The sequence below is a fragment of the Pseudomonas arsenicoxydans genome (assembly GCF_900103875.1).
Classification (GTDB): Bacteria; Pseudomonadota; Gammaproteobacteria; order Pseudomonadales; family Pseudomonadaceae; genus Aquipseudomonas; species Aquipseudomonas arsenicoxydans.
In genome coordinates this window covers 2652921-2670705 of the sequence record NZ_LT629705.1, presented here as the reverse complement: position 1 = coordinate 2670705, position 17785 = coordinate 2652921, and the positions used below count along the sequence as shown (strand labels likewise).

Genomic DNA, 17785 nt, shown 5'->3' with positions numbered 1-17785 from the left:
CGAAGGCCAGTCAACACCGTACTTACTGGCTTTACTCAACGTTTTACGTACAATGTTTACGTACTATGGATCGATTGGAGCAGCACGTGGCCAAAGCTAACAACCTTGAACTTCAGGGCGGGACCTACCACGTGCGGCTAGCCATTCCCAAGGATGTGCAGAACGCGTTCGGAGGTCGCCGGATACTTTCACTGTCGCTCAAGACGGGCGTGCACAAAGAGGCCCTTGATCGCCGCCTACCGATCCTCGCAACTTGGAAGAGCCAGATAAAGGCGGCGCGAGAAGGTAAGCAACTCGGAGAAGGCTGGCAGGAAGAGGTAGTGCAAACCCTTGAGGATTTAGACGCACTCACACAAGGGCAAAAGCGAGCGCTTGTTGGTGAGCCAGCCCCACCGCTGCCTGATGTCGATCCAGCTTTCAAAGCGAAGCTGATGAACAGCCCTCGTTTCAAGGAAGCAATGCTGATGCTCGTGGGCGATCACCTAAAAGATGGGATTGGCGGTCGCGTCCACATTCAGGATGAACTGAATAAAGGGCTCAAGGACATTCTGCAAAAGCGTCTCGGCACTGACTACACACTCACTGGCGAGCAGGGCCAGGAACTGGAAGTGCTGGTAAAAGATCCCGCCAGCTACAAGGCACGCTCCCCTATTACGAAAGCCCGGCTTGCCTCATTTCGCACCTACAGGCTTGAGCATCACGTTGCACTCAAGACGGTGAATCAGCAGGAATCGAAGCTGTTGAATCTGTCGGAGCATTTGCAAACGACTGACACCAAACTCGACTTTGATTCTGTGAGTGCTTGGCTACAGGGCATGAAACTCAGTTCAAAAACCAAGCAGCAATACCTGCTCGCTGGAAGCCAGCTTTGGCAATGGGCGCAGCAGCATGAACCACAGTGGCGACAGACCTTCAAAGGGCACGTGAACCCATTTGAGAAACATACCCTGCCCACACTTAAGGGCAGGGCCAAGCTTGACGCAAAACGGAAGGCATTCACCATCGAGGAAATCGGCACTCTGTATTCAGCAGCGAAGGAACAGAACATAGGCGCACTGCCAGACTTGATCTTGTTGGGTGCGTATACCGGGGCTCGAATCGAGGAACTGTGCCAGCTTCGCAAGGAGCATCTGATTACCGTGGATGGGGTGAAGATGTTCGATATCGTGGATTCGAAGACCGTTGCAGGCATTCGACAGGTGCCAGTGCATCCCAAGCTAACGGCGCTCGTAGATCGACTCACCAAAGCTTCCAAGGACGGCTATCTGGTGACTACCGACAGCAACAACAAATACGGGATTCGTTCGGATGCACTGAGTAAAGCATTCGGCAGGTTGAAGACAGCCATGGGCTTTGATCGAACCCGCGTATTCCATTGGATTAGGGCGACGGTAATCACTCAGTTGGTGCGAGCAGACATCGCAGACAGGCTAATCAAGGAGCTTGTAGGTCATGAAACCGGCACGGTGACATTCGATGTTTACTCGGACGGGTCATCACCAAAGCAGAAGCTCAAAGCTATATCGAAACTCCCCACCCTACCGACTGTTTAAACGTCAGCTCCGCTGACAGGGGATGCACCTTTGACCGAAGGTCACGACTAACCCAGCAGCCGGAACACTTCAACGGTACGCTCACCTCGTTGCATCAGCATTGATCAACCGTGGATTCGTAGCTGACAGCTACGTTCCATGCGATCATCATTGGAAAACGGCTCCGGCTGATTCGTTAGCTACAAGGAAGACTAGTTGATGAGCTTACTCAATACAGAATCCAGTATTGAAAACACCTCGAACGAAGAAAACACATACTCAGGCACAGCAACTTTTTTGTATTCATCCAAGATTACAGGAAACGTAAATCTTGAAGGGATGTGCGAAATACTTGCCGAATCCGACGCCTTTAGTTTCGCGTTAACCAGCAGTGGAAAAATCTACTTCACAGACGACAAAAGACTCAGATCACAACAACTCAACATCGAAACAACAATCACCGAACAAGGAATGACAGTTACCGGGCACAATGACTTCCTCAAAGCCAACCCCGGAGACTCCAACACTTACGCCTTATCGTTAGCTCTAGATTTAATATTGTCTGACAAACGCCTATTTAACACTGCATATGGTTTCCCTACAGAAAGCGCTAGAATATTCATGCGTCCGATTGCCATTAAATGCGAAGGGGATGAAGACCATGAGCTAGTCATTCCCTACATCAAAGTTTACAAGGGTGGCATAATCAGCATTTCTTTGCCGAGCATATCTGGCTTTGAAGAGTCCACGATTCAAACCCTAGTGCACAGCGAAGTAAATAAATCGCGACAAAACCTGACATCAGTACTTTGTGTAAAAGAATTACACGTTGCTTGCACCGAATGTCAGATGGCCCAGATGTCTCGAAGGGAAAGGCTTCTCCAGCGAGAAGCATTTGAAACCATCATGGGGGCCGCGCTGAATACCCCGGAAGAAATTGAATTCGTAGACGAGCGTCTAACTGTCTACGAGCTAGTACATACAGATCAACTTACCCTCACGGATATAGCACGAAATCTGCTATCGGTAGTCGCTCGCACCATTTCCGTAGGAGCCGTTCAGACGCAGATTAGGTGGTATGGCGGCCAGTACAATGACGACTCCATAGGACAACATTGGAGAGGGAAGCCGATAATTTACATCAGCTCCCACACCAATCAAAAATCGAGCTCATCCGAAAACTGGTCAACCCACAAGCAATTGGTCAACAGCGTATTGGCTCGCGCCTTCCTGTCGGACAAGATAATATACGCCGACTTGAACAGTAAAGACATGAGAAACTTCGACGACTTCAATAACTTCTACTCTGAGCCGGTATCTTTGATGCTAGCGTCTTTGCAGGTAGAAGAATTTGTCGAGCAGCACGACTCTTACACCTTTAATAATTTAACCTCCGACATCCAAGTACTCAACGAAGCGTCACACTTCATACAAACATACTACTCCTACGCCTCACTGGGGCTAGACAAATGCAAAACAGCCATAGACGTCGCTCGACTTGAATTTGAAATCCTAGAATTCGAAGAAACGCTTTTATCGGCACACAAGTATGGAGAAATAGCCAAGTACATTGAGGAAATACAAAGGGGCGAACAATTAAGCTCCATCTACAAATTACTTCACAAAAAGATTGAAACCGTTCGCAAAGCTTTAGAGCTAGACGACAAAATCAAATCAGAATCCTATACTCGCCGAATTACAATAATATTTGGAGTAATCGCATCTGCAACGCTTTCGCCTGAACTGATGCAGCCACTGGCAAAATACTTCGAAGTGGCGCCTGAAAATGGCGATCTCGCAAAGGTATACGGGATAGCCAGTTCAGTGATCGTTGTGGCGGGTGTATTAACTCTCATCCACTACACATTCAAACTCAAAGACTGGATTGTCAAAACGTTAAACGGGCGCTAGTTCTCCAAAACCTGGCCCGCGCTGAAAACCACTGAGCACTCTTGCTCAGCTTTTGCGTTTCTGGCTGAAAAATAAGGTGAGACGCGTTTTTGTCAGTCTTGCCCGATGCGTTTAACGCTCACCTCTGGGGGCTTGTCTAGTCGCCAGCTTTTCCAAAATAACCCTGCACCCTAGGCCGCTCTGTGAGCCTGATTCAGACCAGCAAACGACTCAGCGTCACACTGGCTCCAGACATGACAAAGCCCGCTCAAGGCGGGCATTGGGTGTAGTCATTGAGGCTCAGTCCTTTGAGGCAACACGCTGCACCGTAGACAGAGCACAACCCACAGTCGTTGCTGTCTTGCGGAGGCTCATGCCAGCGGCGAGACAATCCTTGATGCGCTTGTGCAGTTTCTCGTCAACTGGACGGCCTGTGTACATCCCGGCTTCCTTCGCCTTAGCAATCCCTTGGTCAGCACGGCGGCGTCTGTCGTCGTAGTCCTTCCTTGCAACAGCAGCCAGCATGTCCATCAACATCGAGTTGATTGCAGCCAGCATACGGCCTGTGAAGTCGTCACCATTGCGAGGTGGTTGCATGGCGGCGTGAGAGGTAGGCAAGTCCAGCGCTACAACCAGTACACCCTTAGTGTCGAGGATCGCACGGAGCTTCTTCCAATCAGCATCATTCAACCGGGACAACCGGTCTACCTGTTCAATCAACAGGATGTCGCCAGCTTCGCAATCATCCAGCAGGCGGAACAACTCAGGACGTTGCAGGGTCGAGCCTGATTCGTTCTCGATATACCAGCTAGCGATACGCTGGCCGTTGGCAGCAGCGAACTCCTTCAACTGCTCTTTTGCACGTGTAGCGTCTTGTATATCTGTCGAAGCTCTCAGATAGGCACGTATGAACATTTGAAACCCCTCCTATACCGTTTTGGATGTACCGATTATAGGTGTGCCGATTAGGGTTTCGAAAGGGGTATTTTCGGTACAGGCAGACAGGCCGATTAACGGTATCGCTTGGTCTATACCCGAATCGGTACACCTGAGGCGAGCTACAGTTAACACTACCATCCTCAACAGGAGCGCATACCCATGGGCCAAGAAAAGCACCAACGAGACGTAGCGGAATCGAATTGGGACCGTAAGGCAGAAGCCGAAGACATTCGGTGCAGTGATTGCAAGATGCACATCACTCTCGGGGAGGTAGATGTATACCGAAGGACGAAAATGCGTGGTGCCTGTGCCAAACGAGCTGAGAAGGACGATTAACCACACCATCTGCACCTGAGTTGCTGTCAACTGGCTATTGGTGAGGCTGGCTTGCTGCATTCTGGTGAAAAGTGGCTGCTTTTGATGGATTGGGTGATTTCTGAACAAAACTACTGAAACAGATGTTTCCGCCAAGGTCGAGCTTAGCCAGACACTACGGAAACACTGACTTATAGATCATACCTATCTTAATACCAATCCTAATAGAGCTAGTTAGTAGCATAGTTTACATGGGGTTTCCAGGTAGTTATCTAGGGTTTCGCCTGAGGTTTATACCTCTGCTACCCTTCGTACATCCCCAGAGGATTAAAACGTGAGCCAGATTCAGCTATTCATGATCTACCGCATGCTTATAGTTTTGGGCGGTTGCCTGTGCATATTTCTTGGTTACAGACTCTTCTATGTCGTACAAGAAAGACAAGGCGACTTCAAAGTTAAATATGGCGAAGACCTAAATATCCAAATCAGAGATATGGCTCCGGGAACATACTTTGCCTTTTGTGGTACCGCTATATTGGTTGCCAGCCTTGTCTATAAGACAGATATATTAACTGAGCCCCAACCAACCATGGATACCACAAACAGCACCTACCCCTCTGGCATGCGACCTAATAGCAAAGGGCGTGACAGATATGATTTCGGACCCTATTCATGGCCCGGCAATCCGAGCATTCCCAATGGCGAACCAACAATTCATACCATCGGCATAATGCCATGCAAGTCGACAGCTGGAACAGGATGTGGAAATCCCGATGGTTTACAGGTGAAATAGACACCACCAAACTAAGCAAACAAGGGCAGTAAACATGAATGGATGGCAACGGTTGTGGGTGGTGGTTTGTTTGGTTCTGGCGATCCTTATCGGGTGGTACACACAACTCATACTACCCACCGAGGAAAGAACCACCTACAACCACAAATCAAGGATCAGTCAACTGACTAGCTATCTCAAGGATGCGACTGCCTCTAACTATTCTAGTGACTACATCGCCAGCCTTCGGGAAGACATTCGAAAAGAGAATGAGGACTTCCAGAAAGAAATTTCGAACATGTCCAAAGAACGAACGTCGTACATCACTTACGCCATAAACATTTGGTTAGGGCTGAGTGTGGCTCTGTATATTACGGGCTGGCTAATCGGTTGGATATACCGAGGGTTTCGCCCTAAGCGTGTGTAACCTGTTGGCTTCGCCAGATGAGAGTATGGTGGAGATACCACCGCCAAGCTGGCGGTGAGCGTGGTGGGTGAATCATGATCGACGCAATAGGCGACACGTACCTCATGAAACTAAAGGCGGTGGATCTGCTGAACCACATTGCTGAGGCGGATACCCAGTTTGAGGCAATCTGCGTTGGTCATGCTACACGGACCCTCGTGTGGGTGCTTGAGTCGCACAGGAGGATTTCCAGCCTCGATGCGGACAACCTGCTGGTAGTTTTCCAGAGCGCGCTTGAGAAGCGCCTGCATGAGCTGACACCGCATTAGTGTCATGGTGCTTTCGTGGCTCGTTGGCTTCGCCACAAGGTGGTCGCACCGAAAGCGTGAGCTTTTCATGTTGAATCAACCATGGCGTGACCGCCGATGTTCCTTCGGGTGTACCTCGACACAAATACAATTAAACAAAAATCCAGCTCTTGCCTTTGACCTTGCCTTTTGCTTCGGTGCATAAACGAATGCGGACGCATTCAGTAGTAACCCCGTCAGCGGACGCTGACAGTCATTGCACGTCACCTTCGGTGTAGCAGATCAAAAGCGAAGAGCTTTGATGTGTGTTGATATTATTGTATTCACTGGTGGCTGATCCTGAATCGAGACGATGCGACTATTGCCCATCAACATGTTTAAACTGTAGTGCTTCGCACTAGGCAAATTCTTTATATATAAGAGGAGTTTCAACTACCCCTTGAATACAAAGGCTTGCAGCCCGATTCATGCGTAACTTTTTTTAAAATCTTACGCAGCAGCTGCAAGTGTGTCTCGGCCATGGAGTGAGCACCTTTCTCTAGTCTCATCCAAGTACCATCTCTCTATATACGCCTCGCGGACATTGTCGAAGCCACGGAAGATCAGGCGAGGGTTTACGAGCAATTTGATCTCACCCTTGCGAATGTCATCGCAGGATGTATACGCCCTTAACAGCTTCGCATTGACCAGTGGTGCAAGTTTCTTCTTCAAGTTGGATTCGGCGACGCCCAGTGCCTTCGCCAAATCCGCCTTCGCCATAACGATGATGTTAGCGTACCTCACAAGTCCGTGAAGAGTGTAAAGCGTGTTCATCATCGGAAGGGTGATACGACAATCTACCCCGGTTCTTTTCCATTGGCCATGAGCGTGATCTTGTGCATCAACAAGTGAAAACCTGGAAAAGGGAGGGAGTGTGCGAAGGTCTACGTGCTTAAGAAAGGTGTGTATATCATCAACGCTTCGGCATTTACTGAGCTCTGGTTTCAGCGCGTCCGTTGGTGCTGTGTACTGGGTAATGATGTACTCACCGTAAACTTCGCCAGTCGCTTGATCGACTCTGAAGCCATTGATGTTGGTGGTCCGGCATTGATGCGAAAGCAGTGATTGATTATTCAACTTTGTATCTCCTGTATTCGGTTCATGTCATAGGCAAACGCCTCGTTGTGTTGGATAGGGTCAAATCCCAGACGAACGAAAACCGCCGTCTGACGTTACCCTATAGGTAGGTCGAGAACGTTCGGTGCGGACTGCTGGAAAGAGTGGGCTTTATACGCCTATTGACCCTGTTTTGTCAAGGGGTATTTCATCCGGATAGTTATACTCAGTCAACTACCCACACAAGCTCCTGTAGCGCGTTTTGGGAGTCTTTATCTAACGAGACGACCCAAACTGTAACCCCACGCTTATCTAGTCCATATGCTTCCACACGGCCCGAGATGTGCAGCTGTCGATCAGGTTTGTTGTAACTGACTAAATGCGTAGGTGAGAGCTTGAGCGTTCAATCCAGTGCCTGTGGAGCTGCCAAGGCGTTTTCAGGTGTGATGACACCACCTTGGCTGGGTACAAGATCCTCTAGCCCAGCAGCTATGCCCTGCTAGCTGTAAAGCATCAGCGTTAATACATCAGCAATGGCGAGTGCTTGATTCTGGCTGACCATGGCATGATCGATGACAGAACAAAATAGAATCTATGGCTTAGTCAACAATCCTGCTCATCCTTTCGACAAGATTTTTTCGAACTCTGCAATCAGTTCTTGCAGGCCAACACCCAGGACCTTGCACAGATCGCGAAGCTGCACGATGTCCAAACGGCGTGTACCACTTTCAACGTCACTCATGAATGACTGTGGCCGCTCCAGCGCCTGTGAGCACTGAACTTGAGTCAGACCCGCCGCTTTTCTGTACTTCTTCAGCAGCGACAAAAGCACGGCGTGTTCCGGTCTATAGATCGTCTTGGGCATGGCTGACTGGTTAGGGTGGGCAGCTGTCCAACCTATATCTGGTTTTCAGATATCTGAATTTGGGATATTCTGAGTCTTACCGAAACTCAGACCCCAGCCCAATGCAGGCGAGACAATGAACGAGAAAATTTTCGTACTGAATAGTCAGAAGAAAGCTACCAACCACATTTTTCATCTGATACTGAGCGTCCTCACTGGAGGTCTGTGGTTGATCGTTTGGCTTATCGCCGCATCGAACAACAGCAGTCACAACAAGAAACTCGACGACCAAATCAATCAGATCATGAAATACAAGACACGAGGTCTGAGCGATAGCGAAACTTACCTTAAGATCAACGTGGATAAGGCGAACTCAGATGTTTACCAGGGGCGGGTTATATTCGTAGTCATGGTGGCAGTCTTTGCGTACTTCTATTTTCGGTAATCGCACCAATAAAAGACTAGCACTATCATCAGCGCCGCTAGAACTGTCTAAGCGAAAGCGCTAGGTTTCAGGCGGGCTCAACCATGGTGTAACCACCGATTGCCGCCAAAAGTGAATAACTTTTATTTTATTGATTCGATTAAAGTGGATGGTGAACTGACTCAAAATCGGGACGATGCAGTTATTACTAACCCATGAAGAATGCCTGCAACCCCCACCATAGTCGTAAAATTATATATTTTTAACCTTCTTAAGAATTTAGAACATCCGACCACTTCCAAATTATTTTGGTGCTGTCAGGTAATCAATTAATTCATCAACAAGCAAAACCCTACCCCGATTAGCATCGATAAACTCCTTATTAAAATGGCGCTCATAAAATCGTACATCCATGGAATCGCCAGGATAAAGCTTTGCCAACATACGTTTACAATCACCAGTCGCAGCATTTTCCAAAAGCCTATTGTTGCCTAACTTTAATATTGTCCCCTCAATAGCTGGATTAGATTGAAACAACGTAACACCATACCTTTTAAAATAACGCTTACTTTCATCACAGAGCGGGATATCAGAATCTAACATCGCAGCTAAAAAATCATAACTTTTGCCTCTTACCCCACTGATAAGTGCATCCACAATACCAAGCGGACCATGGCCTCGTGCATTTCTTATTCTGACACTTACATTACAATCGCGCCCACCATAACATCCTTTAACATGTGTCAAAAAAGCTAGCTCCGTATCTCCCTCAACAGCAAATAAAATGGTTTGGTTTGTTTTTCTAACTGTTCTTGGCGGCATGGACGGCACTCACACTCTAGGAATCGCGCCGTAGGCGCCTGACATGTATTTAGCATAAAAATTATCATCACTTCTTACGCCCTCCATATCCGACAGTTTCCACGCTTCGCTAGAACTGTCATTTTTCTCAACCAAAAGCACTTGACTTTTTTGCAACTGATTCACAACCTCGATTGAGTGAGTTGTGAAGATTAATTGAGCGTTGTGAGGATTAGTTCGCTTATTAAAAAACAAATCGAGAATAGGCTCAATCATAAGCGGGTGTAGATCACCTTCTAATTCGTCATATATCATGACACCACCAGTTTCAAGAAGAGGCAGAATTTTACTCAACAGAAAAAACGCCGCCTGCGTACCATTCGACTCCCATAGTAAAGGCAGTTTTGTTTCTTCATCGCCCCTCTTGTGAACCGCCCACGGCAACAGATGTTGACTCACCGTGCCGTCTTCTTCCGCACGATCATAGGAGTCGATGGTTATATCCACCAAGCCAAAGTCCTGCTCACGAAGAAAACGCGCCATCGTCTCTCTAGAGGCATCATTTTCACTATAGTAAGTGGATGCATCATAGACGTCGGTTGTACCATAATATGTATTACGACCATACATAGATATATTCGTCGTATTTAAACGGAGCGCGTTGCAAATACTGACTGCCACTTTACTTTTATATTGCGCAGCCAAAGATATCAAGGAGACCTCTTCACCCACTTCATCCAGCGGCATTTGTGCAGTACCAAAACCCTTTCGAGTTACAGTATATTTTTTTTCCTCCTCATCCCATTTACGCATAAATATTTTCGTCCACAGCCTGCTTGTTTTCTTGTCAAGCGTCTCACCATAGACTCTTTCATCACTTCTAAGTAACGAGTATCTATATCGAACTCCGTCAGCATCAAACTCAAGCTTAACCGTAATAAGTTGACTTTTAGAGAAAGCATGAGAACGCACACGAGTTTTGGTATTTTCTGGATTAGCAAAGAATGAATCAGTGATAAACCAGAGAACATAGGCCAGTGGCTTTATAAGATTTGTTTTCCCGGAGCCATTTGCACCGATAACAGCGAGAACTTTACTAACCCTTTCATCCGACACGGAAGAATCGAAACTCTTATCATTTAAGCTCGTTCGCTTATCCATTACGAATGAAATATCGGTTTTTTCTTCGAATGAGAAAAAATTTTCAAAGCCGAAGCTGTAAATCGTCATAGCTTACTCGCCTGATTGATACAATATTTTGTCGAGTATGCTCTAGCAAGCGTGTTTGTCAATGACGGCCATTGGGAGTCCTAGGCTTAACCTCCATGCAACCTTCCGCATCCTGCTGATCCGCAGCCCACCTGAAACGGGTCATGAGTCCCTTGCCGAGGTAATCGCCTGCAATCGCGCTAAGCGAGGCACTGGCAGTCGCGGCGATCCAACCGGTCACCAACTGAGCTCCGTTAAGCAGTGCGCCGCAGCGCGCCCTTCTAGCAAGCTCGTTGTTCCGCTTCAGCTGTACCCCTGACGGACAGCGACTCAAAATAGCGCAGCGAACACAGTGTAGTGGTCTAATGAAACCGGACACCCATTTAGGCGAGAATGCTCGCCAGATCGAGGTGTCAGATGACCAAACAACGCCGCTCCTTTACTCCTGAATTCAAGCGCGAGGCTGCCGACCTTGTGCTCAAACAAAACTACAGCTACATCGAAGCCAGCCGTTCACTCGGCATTGGTGAATCGGCATTGCGCCGCTGGGTTGACCAGATTCAGAAAGAACATAAAGGCGTCACCCCGCAGAGCAAGGCACTGACTCCGGAACAGCAAAAAATTCAGGAGCTGGAAGCCCGGATTGCTCGGCTTGAGCGAGAGAAATCAATACTAAAAAAGGCTACTGCGCTCTTGATGTCGGAAGATCACGAGCGTTCGCGCTGATTGACCAGTTGAGCGCCCATGAGCCGGTTGATTGGCTGTGCAAGGTGTTTGACGTCACTCGCTCGTGTTACTACGCCCAGCGCCTGCGGCGCCGCACGCCGGATGTTGAACGGCTTCGATTGCGTAGTCGCGTCAGTGAGCTGTTCTCGCAAAGTCGCAGCTCTGCGGGCAGTCGCAGCATCCTGTCACTGATGCGTGAAGACGGTGAGCAACTCGGTCGATTCAAAGTGCGTAGCTTGATGCGCGAGCTTGATTTAGTCAGCAAACAACCCGGCTCCCATGCCTACAAACGAGCAACAGTAGAAAGACTGGATATCCCGAACACATTGAACCGCGAGTTCGACGTGCCAGCGCCCAATCAAGTCTGGTGCGGCGATATCACCTACATTTGGGCACAAGGAAAGTGGCATTACCTGGCTGTCGTCCTGGATCTTTGTACGCGTCGGATCGTGGGCTGGGCGCTGTCGGAAAAGCCAGACGCTGAGCTGGTGATCAAAGCGCTGGATATGGCTTACGAGCAGCGTGGCAGGCCTTCGGATCTGCTATTCCACTCAGACCAGGGATCGCAATATGCAAGCCGACTCTTTCGCCAGCGGTTGTGGCGATACCGCATGCGCCAAAGCATGAGTCGACGAGGAAACTGCTGGGATAACGCACCGATGGAGCGCGTATTTCGCAGCTTGAAAACAGAATGGATACCGACCGTGGGCTATCGAACTGCGCAGGAAGCACAGCGCGATATCAGCCATTTTTTGATGCATCGCTACAACTGGATTCGGCCTCACCAATTCAACGATGGGTTGGCGCCAGCGCGGGCCGAGGAAAAACTTAACGTCGTGTCCGGGATTAGTTGACCACTACACAGTGACTACTCTTACCTGACCCCATCGCACTTCAGTCTCATGCCACCCTAAACATCACCCACCTGCTACAACGCTTTATCCGTGAAAGCTATGCCAGGAGCATTGGCGTTTTCCCAAAATGAAAAAATGGCAACTGCTAAGCATCGGACAAACGCCCTGCCCCCGAGACTGCTTGCATTGCTATGTAGCACGATGAGTGTGCCGCCCTTGTTCGTTGATGCACGGTAGGTCTGCCAGTCCGGCAAGTCGCCCTTGGTTTTGTCGGTGATAAGCGAAACCTGCTTCACGGGAGAAGCAAAACGAGCGGCCTGCTCCCGAACGGAGCACCAAAGCTTGTTGAAGCTAAGCGCCCGGTACGCCTTCAGGTAGCGACTTCCCCGGAGCGCTGGGAGCACTGCCGGTGAGAAACCGAAGAATAAATCAGGCTCTGTTCCGAAGCGCTGAAGAGGCGCCGAAGAGAGGCGCTGAAGACTAATGAATTTTACGTAGAAACACTACGTAGAATCCTAGAATGCAAAAAGCCCCAAGACCTTGATCTATGGGGCTTTTTTATGTATGGCGGAGAGATAGGGATTCGAACCCTAGGTACCGGTGAAGGTACAACGGATTTCGAATCCGTCCCATTCGGCCACTCTGGCATCTCTCCAACGGCGCGCATCATAACAACACTTTTGCCGGAAGCGAACCCCCTAAGCGAAATTTTTCCGTGCTATCAGATGCTTGCGTCGATTAAAGCGGTACGCCCAGACGATTGGCGACTTCTTCGTAGGCTTCGATGACGTCACCGAGGCCCTGACGGAAGCGGTCCTTGTCCATTTTCTTGCCGGTGGCCTTGTCCCACAGACGGCAGCCGTCCGGGCTGAATTCGTCGCCCAGGACGATGGAGCCGTCGGAGAACACGCCGAACTCCAGTTTGAAGTCGACCAGCAGCAGGCCGGCGTCGTCGAACAGTTTGCTCAGGACTTCATTGACCTTGAGCGACAGTTCTTTCATGCGAACCAGTTGCTCGGCGGTGCCCCAACCGAAGGCCACGACGTGGGATTCGTTGATGAACGGGTCGCCCTTGGCGTCGTCCTTCAGGAACAGTTCGAAGGTGTAAGGGTTGAGTTTCATGCCTTCTTCGACGCCCAGACGCTTGACCAGGCTGCCGGCGGCGTAGTTACGCACGACGCATTCGACCGGGATCATGTCGAGTTTTTTCACCAGGCATTCGTTGTCGCCCAGCAGTTTGTCGAACTGGGTCGGCACGCCGGCCGCTTCGAGTTTCTGCATGATGAAGGCATTGAACTTGTTGTTCACCATGCCTTTGCGGTCGAGCTGCTCGATGCGCTTGCCGTCGAACGCCGAGGTGTCGTTGCGAAACAGCAGGATCAAGCGGTCAGCGTCGTCGGTCTTGAAAACCGATTTGGCTTTGCCGCGGTAGAGTTCTTCACGTTTTTCCATGATGGGCTCCGCTTGCTAAGTAGGTGGGCTAGGCGATGTGTCGCCAGTCGAGCCCTGAATCTTGATCGGCCAGTTGCAGCCAGTCCGGGTCGCACCCGAGGGTGTCGACAAAACATTGCCGGGCCAGCTGCGGCAGGTTGTTCTTGCTGCTCAGATGGGCCAGGACCAGGTGTTGCAGGCCTTGCCAGCCCAACTCGGCCACCAGGAATGCCGCCTGATGGTTGTTCAAATGTCCCAGTTCACCGCCTACCCGCTGCTTCAAGAAGTACGGGTAGTGACCACGAGCGAGCATGTCACGGCAATGGTTGGACTCGATCATCAATGCATCGAGGTCCCGATAGCCGTCCAGCACCTTCTCGCAATACGAACCCAGGTCAGTCAGCAGGCCGAAGCGCCGCTCACCGTCACTGAAGACGTACTGCGTCGGCTCCTGAGCATCGTGGGCCACGGCAATGACCCCGATGCTCAGTGCGCCGATCTGCAGTTGCTCGCCGCCGGCCAGAAGGCCAGCCGGTTCAATCGGTTTGCGCATCCCGCGCAGGGTGCCGCGACTGAGGTAGACAGGAAGATTGTAGCGCCGAGACAGCAAACCCACGCCATGCACGTGGTCGGCATGTTCGTGGGTCACGAGTATCGCGCTCAGCTGAGACGGGTTCACACCCAGTCGCAGCAGGCGTTTTTCGGTTTCCCGCAGGGAGAAACCACAATCGACCAGTACATAGGTATCAGCGCTGGCTATCAGCGTGCCGTTCCCTTGGCTACCGCTGCCGAGAACGGCAAAACGCATGTGATCAGCCCAGGTTGTCCTGAATCACGCTCAACACTTTGCGCGCCACTTCTGCCGGCGCCACGGTGTTGATGTTTTTCTCGACGGTGACCTGAACGTTGTCGCCAACCTTGCTCAGGCGAACCTGATAACGCTCGGCACGGGCTTCAACTTCTTCCTTGGTCGGCGCACTGCCGAACAGGCCGCTGAAGAAGCCAGGCTTCTCGTCTTTCTTCTCGGCTTTTTCGGAAAGGTTGATGTAGTACAGACCGAGGCTGCGGTTGATGTCTTCAACCCGCCATTCGCCCTGTTCCAGCGCACGACCGACGCTCGACCAAGCACGGTCCAGGTCATTGCCGACGTTCAGAACCGGGTTGCCGCTGCCGTCTTCGCTCAGGCTGACACGGCTTGGCGTATCGAAATCACGCGAAGCCAGCATCGAAACCGAACCGCCCTTCTCAGAAGTGCGGCTCATGCTCGCGAGCATGTCATCGACCAGTGCTGCGTCCAGGCCAGTGTTGACCGAACGGTTGGTGAAGGCCACATCGGCGGTGCTGCCGGCAGGACGCTCGGCGCTGACCACGTAGACTTCACTGGTGTTGCGTTGCACGCCCGGCTCGATACGCACCCGAACGCGGGTTTCGCTGTCGGTAGCGACGCCGGCTGCGCTCAGGCGCTTGGCCATCGCTGCGGACAGTTCGTCGGAATGTTGCCAGGTGGTGGTGAATTCTCCGGTTTGCGGGCGCTGTTCGTCCAGACGGAAACCGTTGTCCTGGAAGAATTGCACGGCCACTGGCCAGACTTCAGCGGGTGGATTCTGGGCAACGATCCAGCGCGAATCACCGGTCTTTTGCAGGGAATACCCGGTGGCGTCGGCCACTGCCGACAACGGCTGCGGACGCGGCACGACGTATTCGCCCTTGGCGGTGTCATCAGCAACGTTACGTGGAATAGGCAGCAGCGGGTCCAGACGTTTGGAGGTGCTGACGTCCGGCGGCAATTGCATGGGTGCAGTCTGTTGCGCTTCCAGGTAGTCGCTACCACGGTCACGGAAATAACCTTCCGGGCCCCAGACCCATCCACAGCCACTGGTGCTGGAGATAATCAAGGCAAGTGCGGAAAGTCCGGCCAATCGCTTCATGCGTAGTGCTTCCTCAATTAAACCAGTACGCCGGACTGGCGCATGGCCTGCCGCAGCGGTTCGTGACAGGCGGCGCTGAGCCAGGTGAGCGGCAGACGGATACCGTCCGGCATCAAGCCCATTTCATGCAGAGCCCATTTCACGGGGATAGGGTTGGATTCGATAAACAGGGTTTTATTGAGCGGCATCAGCTTTTCGTGAATTGCGCGGGCCGTGACGGCGTCGCCTTTCAGGGCAGCGTTGCACAGGTCCGCCATGTCGCGCGGGGCGACGTTGGCGGTCACCGAGATGTTGCCTTTGCCGCCGAGCAGGATCAGTTCTACTGCGGTGGCGTCGTCACCGGACAGAACCAGGAAGTCTTTGCTGACGCCATCGATGATGGCTTTGGCACGGCTCAGGTCGCCGGTGGCTTCCTTGATGCCGATGATGTTTTTCACGGTCGACAGGCGGATCACGGTTTCGGTCAGCATGTCGCACGCCGTACGGCCCGGCACGTTGTACAGGATCTGCGGAATGTCGACGGCTTCGGCGATGGCCTTGAAGTGCTGGTACAAGCCTTCCTGGGTCGGCTTGTTGTAATACGGGGTGACCAGCAGGCAAGCGTCAGCGCCAGCGGTCTTCGCATTGGTGGTCAGCTCGATGGCTTCGCGAGTTGAATTGGCGCCGGTACCGGCGATCACCGGAATGCGCCCTGCAACCTGCTTCACCACGTAACGAATCACTTCGATGTGTTCGTTCACGTCAAGGGTGGCCGACTCACCTGTGGTGCCGACGGCCACGATGGCGTGGGTGCCGTTTTGCAGGTGAAAGTCCACCAGTTTGCTCAGGCTGTCCCAGTCGAGACGACCTTGTGCATCCATGGGTGTGACCAGTGCCACCATACTGCCCGCAATCATGCAACCGCTCCTGCCGGAAAAAGAGAGCCGTAATGGTACTGGCGCCAAGATGCTTGTACAAGCGAAGTACTGCGCTGCTGCCATTCCCCTTGGCGCTGCTTTTCGCTACCCTTCAGACTTTGATCGGTACTGATAAGCTCGTACGCCGGGTTCCAGCCTCCATTTTCGGCATCACAAGCCCCGATCCAGCGTTGCCGCCCCTCGCTCCTGCCACTCTGGAGCACGTTGCAACCTTCCGGCTCGGGTTTTCTGAATTCGCATCCGCAGGCTCGTCCCCGGTAAAAAAGCCCATTAAGGTATCGACCGCTCATCGCTTTAGGAATGCTGCATGTCCACCCCCACAGTTCGCGAACAATTCCTTGTCATCAGTGCCCTCGGCGCCAACCCCATGGAGCTGACTAACGTCCTGTGCCGCGCCAGCCATGAAAATCGCTGCGCCGTGGTCACCTCTCGCCTGACCCGACATGGCGAGTGCAGCGCGTTGGTTCTTGAGATCTCCGGCAGCTGGGACGCCCTGGCGCGCCTCGAAGGCAGCCTGTCGAGCCTCGCCAAGAAGCACGCCTTCACCGTTAACGTGGTGCGCAGCGCGGCCTTGGAGAACCGTCCACAGGCCTTGCCGTACGTCGCTTATGTCAGCTCGGCCTATCGCTCGGACATCATCAACGAGCTGTGCCAGTTCTTCATGGATCACAACGTCGAACTGGAAAACCTTACGTGCGACACGTATCAGGCGCCGCAAACCGGCGGCACCATGCTCAATGCCACGTTTACCGTGACCTTGCCTGCAGGCGTGCAAATCAGCTGGCTGCGCGATCAGTTCCTGGATTTCGCCGACGCGCTGAACCTCGACGCCCTGATCGAACCGTGGCGCCCACAAAACCCAATGTAAGGAAGCTTTCATGGCTGTTGCCATCGACCAACCGGTTGCCGACTTCGAAGCACCCGCCACCAGCGGGCAGACCATCAGCCTCGCAAGCCTCAAGGGCAAGCAAGTGGTGATCTACTTCTATCCGAAGGACAGCACCCCGGGCTGCACGACTCAGGGTCAAGGCTTTCGCGATCAACTTGAAGCCTTCAAGGCGGCCAACACCGAAGTATTCGGCGTGTCGCGTGACAGCCTCAAATCCCACGAAAACTTTAAGGCCAAGCAGGCGTTCACCTTCGAGCTGATCAGCGACAAGGAAGAAGCGCTGTGCCAGTTGTTCGATGTGATCAAGCTGAAGAAGCTGTATGGCAAGGAATACATGGGCGTTGATCGCAGCACTTTCCTGATCGACAAGGAGGGTGTGCTGCGCCAGGAATGGCGTGGCGTGAAGGTCCCAGGGCATGTTGATGCGGTTTTGGCTGCAGCTCAGGCTCTGAACAAGGCCTGATTCATCTGTTGCCTGTTATTACGCCTTCGCGGGCAAGCCCGC

The 17785-nt window shown here is 51.8% G+C and carries 16 protein-coding genes and 1 tRNA gene; 7 read left to right on the top strand and 10 right to left on the bottom strand.

The features are described from left to right. Window positions 1–86: 86 nt before the first annotated feature. Window positions 87–1553 (top strand): site-specific integrase, encoded by a 1467-nt coding sequence (locus BLQ41_RS12410; protein ID WP_090188506.1) that lies wholly within the window; start codon window positions 87–89, stop codon window positions 1551–1553. Between the two features lie 198 nt (window positions 1554–1751). Continuing rightward, window positions 1752–3443: a hypothetical protein gene (locus BLQ41_RS12405; RefSeq protein WP_090181244.1), complete on the top strand. Its 1692-nt coding sequence runs from the start codon at window positions 1752–1754 to the stop codon at window positions 3441–3443. 279 nt (window positions 3444–3722) lie between these two features. Here BLQ41_RS12405 and BLQ41_RS12400 read toward each other — a convergent pair whose 3' ends face one another. Next, on the bottom strand, window positions 3723–4337 hold the full coding sequence (locus tag BLQ41_RS12400) for a recombinase family protein (RefSeq protein ID WP_090181242.1): 615 nt from the start codon (window positions 4335–4337) through the stop codon (window positions 3723–3725). A 673-nt stretch (window positions 4338–5010) separates the two neighbouring features. Between BLQ41_RS12400 and BLQ41_RS30475 the strand changes: the two genes are divergently transcribed. Together BLQ41_RS30475 and BLQ41_RS12390 are read left to right on the top strand one after the other, a co-directional pair. Continuing rightward, on the top strand, window positions 5011–5469 hold the full coding sequence (locus BLQ41_RS30475; protein ID WP_157695014.1) for a hypothetical protein: 459 nt from the start codon (window positions 5011–5013) through the stop codon (window positions 5467–5469). 480 nt (window positions 5470–5949) lie between these two features. Beyond that, window positions 5950–6183 (top strand): hypothetical protein, encoded by a 234-nt coding sequence (locus tag BLQ41_RS12390; RefSeq protein WP_090181239.1) that lies wholly within the window; start codon window positions 5950–5952, stop codon window positions 6181–6183. Window positions 6184–6651: 468 nt separating this feature from the next. On the opposite strand, the gene BLQ41_RS12385 is transcribed toward BLQ41_RS12390, so the two are convergent. The 4 genes from BLQ41_RS12385 to BLQ41_RS12370 form a co-directional block, all read right to left on the bottom strand. Further along, window positions 6652–7278 carry a hypothetical protein gene (locus BLQ41_RS12385; RefSeq protein ID WP_231997096.1) on the bottom strand — a complete coding sequence of 209 codons (627 nt, stop codon included), beginning with the start codon at window positions 7276–7278 and terminating at the stop codon, window positions 6652–6654. Between the two features lie 595 nt (window positions 7279–7873). Beyond that, on the bottom strand, window positions 7874–8122 hold the full coding sequence (locus BLQ41_RS12380) for a helix-turn-helix domain-containing protein (RefSeq protein ID WP_090181238.1): 249 nt from the start codon (window positions 8120–8122) through the stop codon (window positions 7874–7876). A 706-nt stretch (window positions 8123–8828) separates the two neighbouring features. Beyond that, window positions 8829–9347: a hypothetical protein gene (locus BLQ41_RS30470; RefSeq protein ID WP_157695013.1), complete on the bottom strand. Its 519-nt coding sequence runs from the start codon at window positions 9345–9347 to the stop codon at window positions 8829–8831. Window positions 9348–9356: 9 nt separating this feature from the next. After that, window positions 9357–10556 (bottom strand): AAA family ATPase, encoded by a 1200-nt coding sequence (locus BLQ41_RS12370; protein ID WP_090181233.1) that lies wholly within the window; start codon window positions 10554–10556, stop codon window positions 9357–9359. A 396-nt stretch (window positions 10557–10952) separates the two neighbouring features. Here BLQ41_RS12370 and BLQ41_RS12365 point away from each other — a divergent pair. Beyond that, window positions 10953–12115, top strand: a protein-coding gene (locus BLQ41_RS12365) for an IS3 family transposase (protein ID WP_090175779.1) whose coding sequence is annotated in 2 segments (ribosomal slippage) — window positions 10953–11208 and window positions 11208–12115 — 1164 coding nt in all. Because the reading frame shifts where the segments join, the coding sequence is not laid out codon by codon here. 565 nt (window positions 12116–12680) lie between these two features. Here the strand turns inward: BLQ41_RS12365 and BLQ41_RS12355 are convergent. From BLQ41_RS12355 to dapA, 5 genes are all read right to left on the bottom strand, one after another. Continuing rightward, window positions 12681–12770, bottom strand: a tRNA-Ser gene (locus BLQ41_RS12355). 83 nt (window positions 12771–12853) lie between these two features. Beyond that, on the bottom strand, window positions 12854–13567 hold the full coding sequence (purC, locus tag BLQ41_RS12350; protein ID WP_008034929.1) for a phosphoribosylaminoimidazolesuccinocarboxamide synthase: 714 nt from the start codon (window positions 13565–13567) through the stop codon (window positions 12854–12856). A gap of 28 nt (window positions 13568–13595) precedes the next feature. Continuing rightward, complete coding sequence (locus BLQ41_RS12345; RefSeq protein ID WP_090181227.1) at window positions 13596–14354, bottom strand: MBL fold metallo-hydrolase; 759 nt, start codon at window positions 14352–14354, stop codon at window positions 13596–13598. A 4-nt stretch (window positions 14355–14358) separates the two neighbouring features. Next, window positions 14359–15474 (bottom strand): outer membrane protein assembly factor BamC, encoded by a 1116-nt coding sequence (bamC, locus tag BLQ41_RS12340; protein WP_090181224.1) that lies wholly within the window; start codon window positions 15472–15474, stop codon window positions 14359–14361. A gap of 17 nt (window positions 15475–15491) precedes the next feature. Next, window positions 15492–16370 carry a 4-hydroxy-tetrahydrodipicolinate synthase gene (gene dapA, locus BLQ41_RS12335; RefSeq protein WP_090181221.1) on the bottom strand — a complete coding sequence of 293 codons (879 nt, stop codon included), beginning with the start codon at window positions 16368–16370 and terminating at the stop codon, window positions 15492–15494. 328 nt (window positions 16371–16698) lie between these two features. On the opposite strand from dapA, the gene BLQ41_RS12325 reads away from it, so the two are divergent. Together BLQ41_RS12325 and BLQ41_RS12320 are read left to right on the top strand one after the other, a co-directional pair. Beyond that, on the top strand, window positions 16699–17259 hold the full coding sequence (locus tag BLQ41_RS12325; protein ID WP_019692529.1) for a glycine cleavage system protein R: 561 nt from the start codon (window positions 16699–16701) through the stop codon (window positions 17257–17259). 10 nt (window positions 17260–17269) lie between these two features. Beyond that, window positions 17270–17743 (top strand): peroxiredoxin, encoded by a 474-nt coding sequence (locus BLQ41_RS12320; RefSeq protein ID WP_090181218.1) that lies wholly within the window; start codon window positions 17270–17272, stop codon window positions 17741–17743. The last annotated feature ends 42 nt before the right edge of the window (window positions 17744–17785 follow it).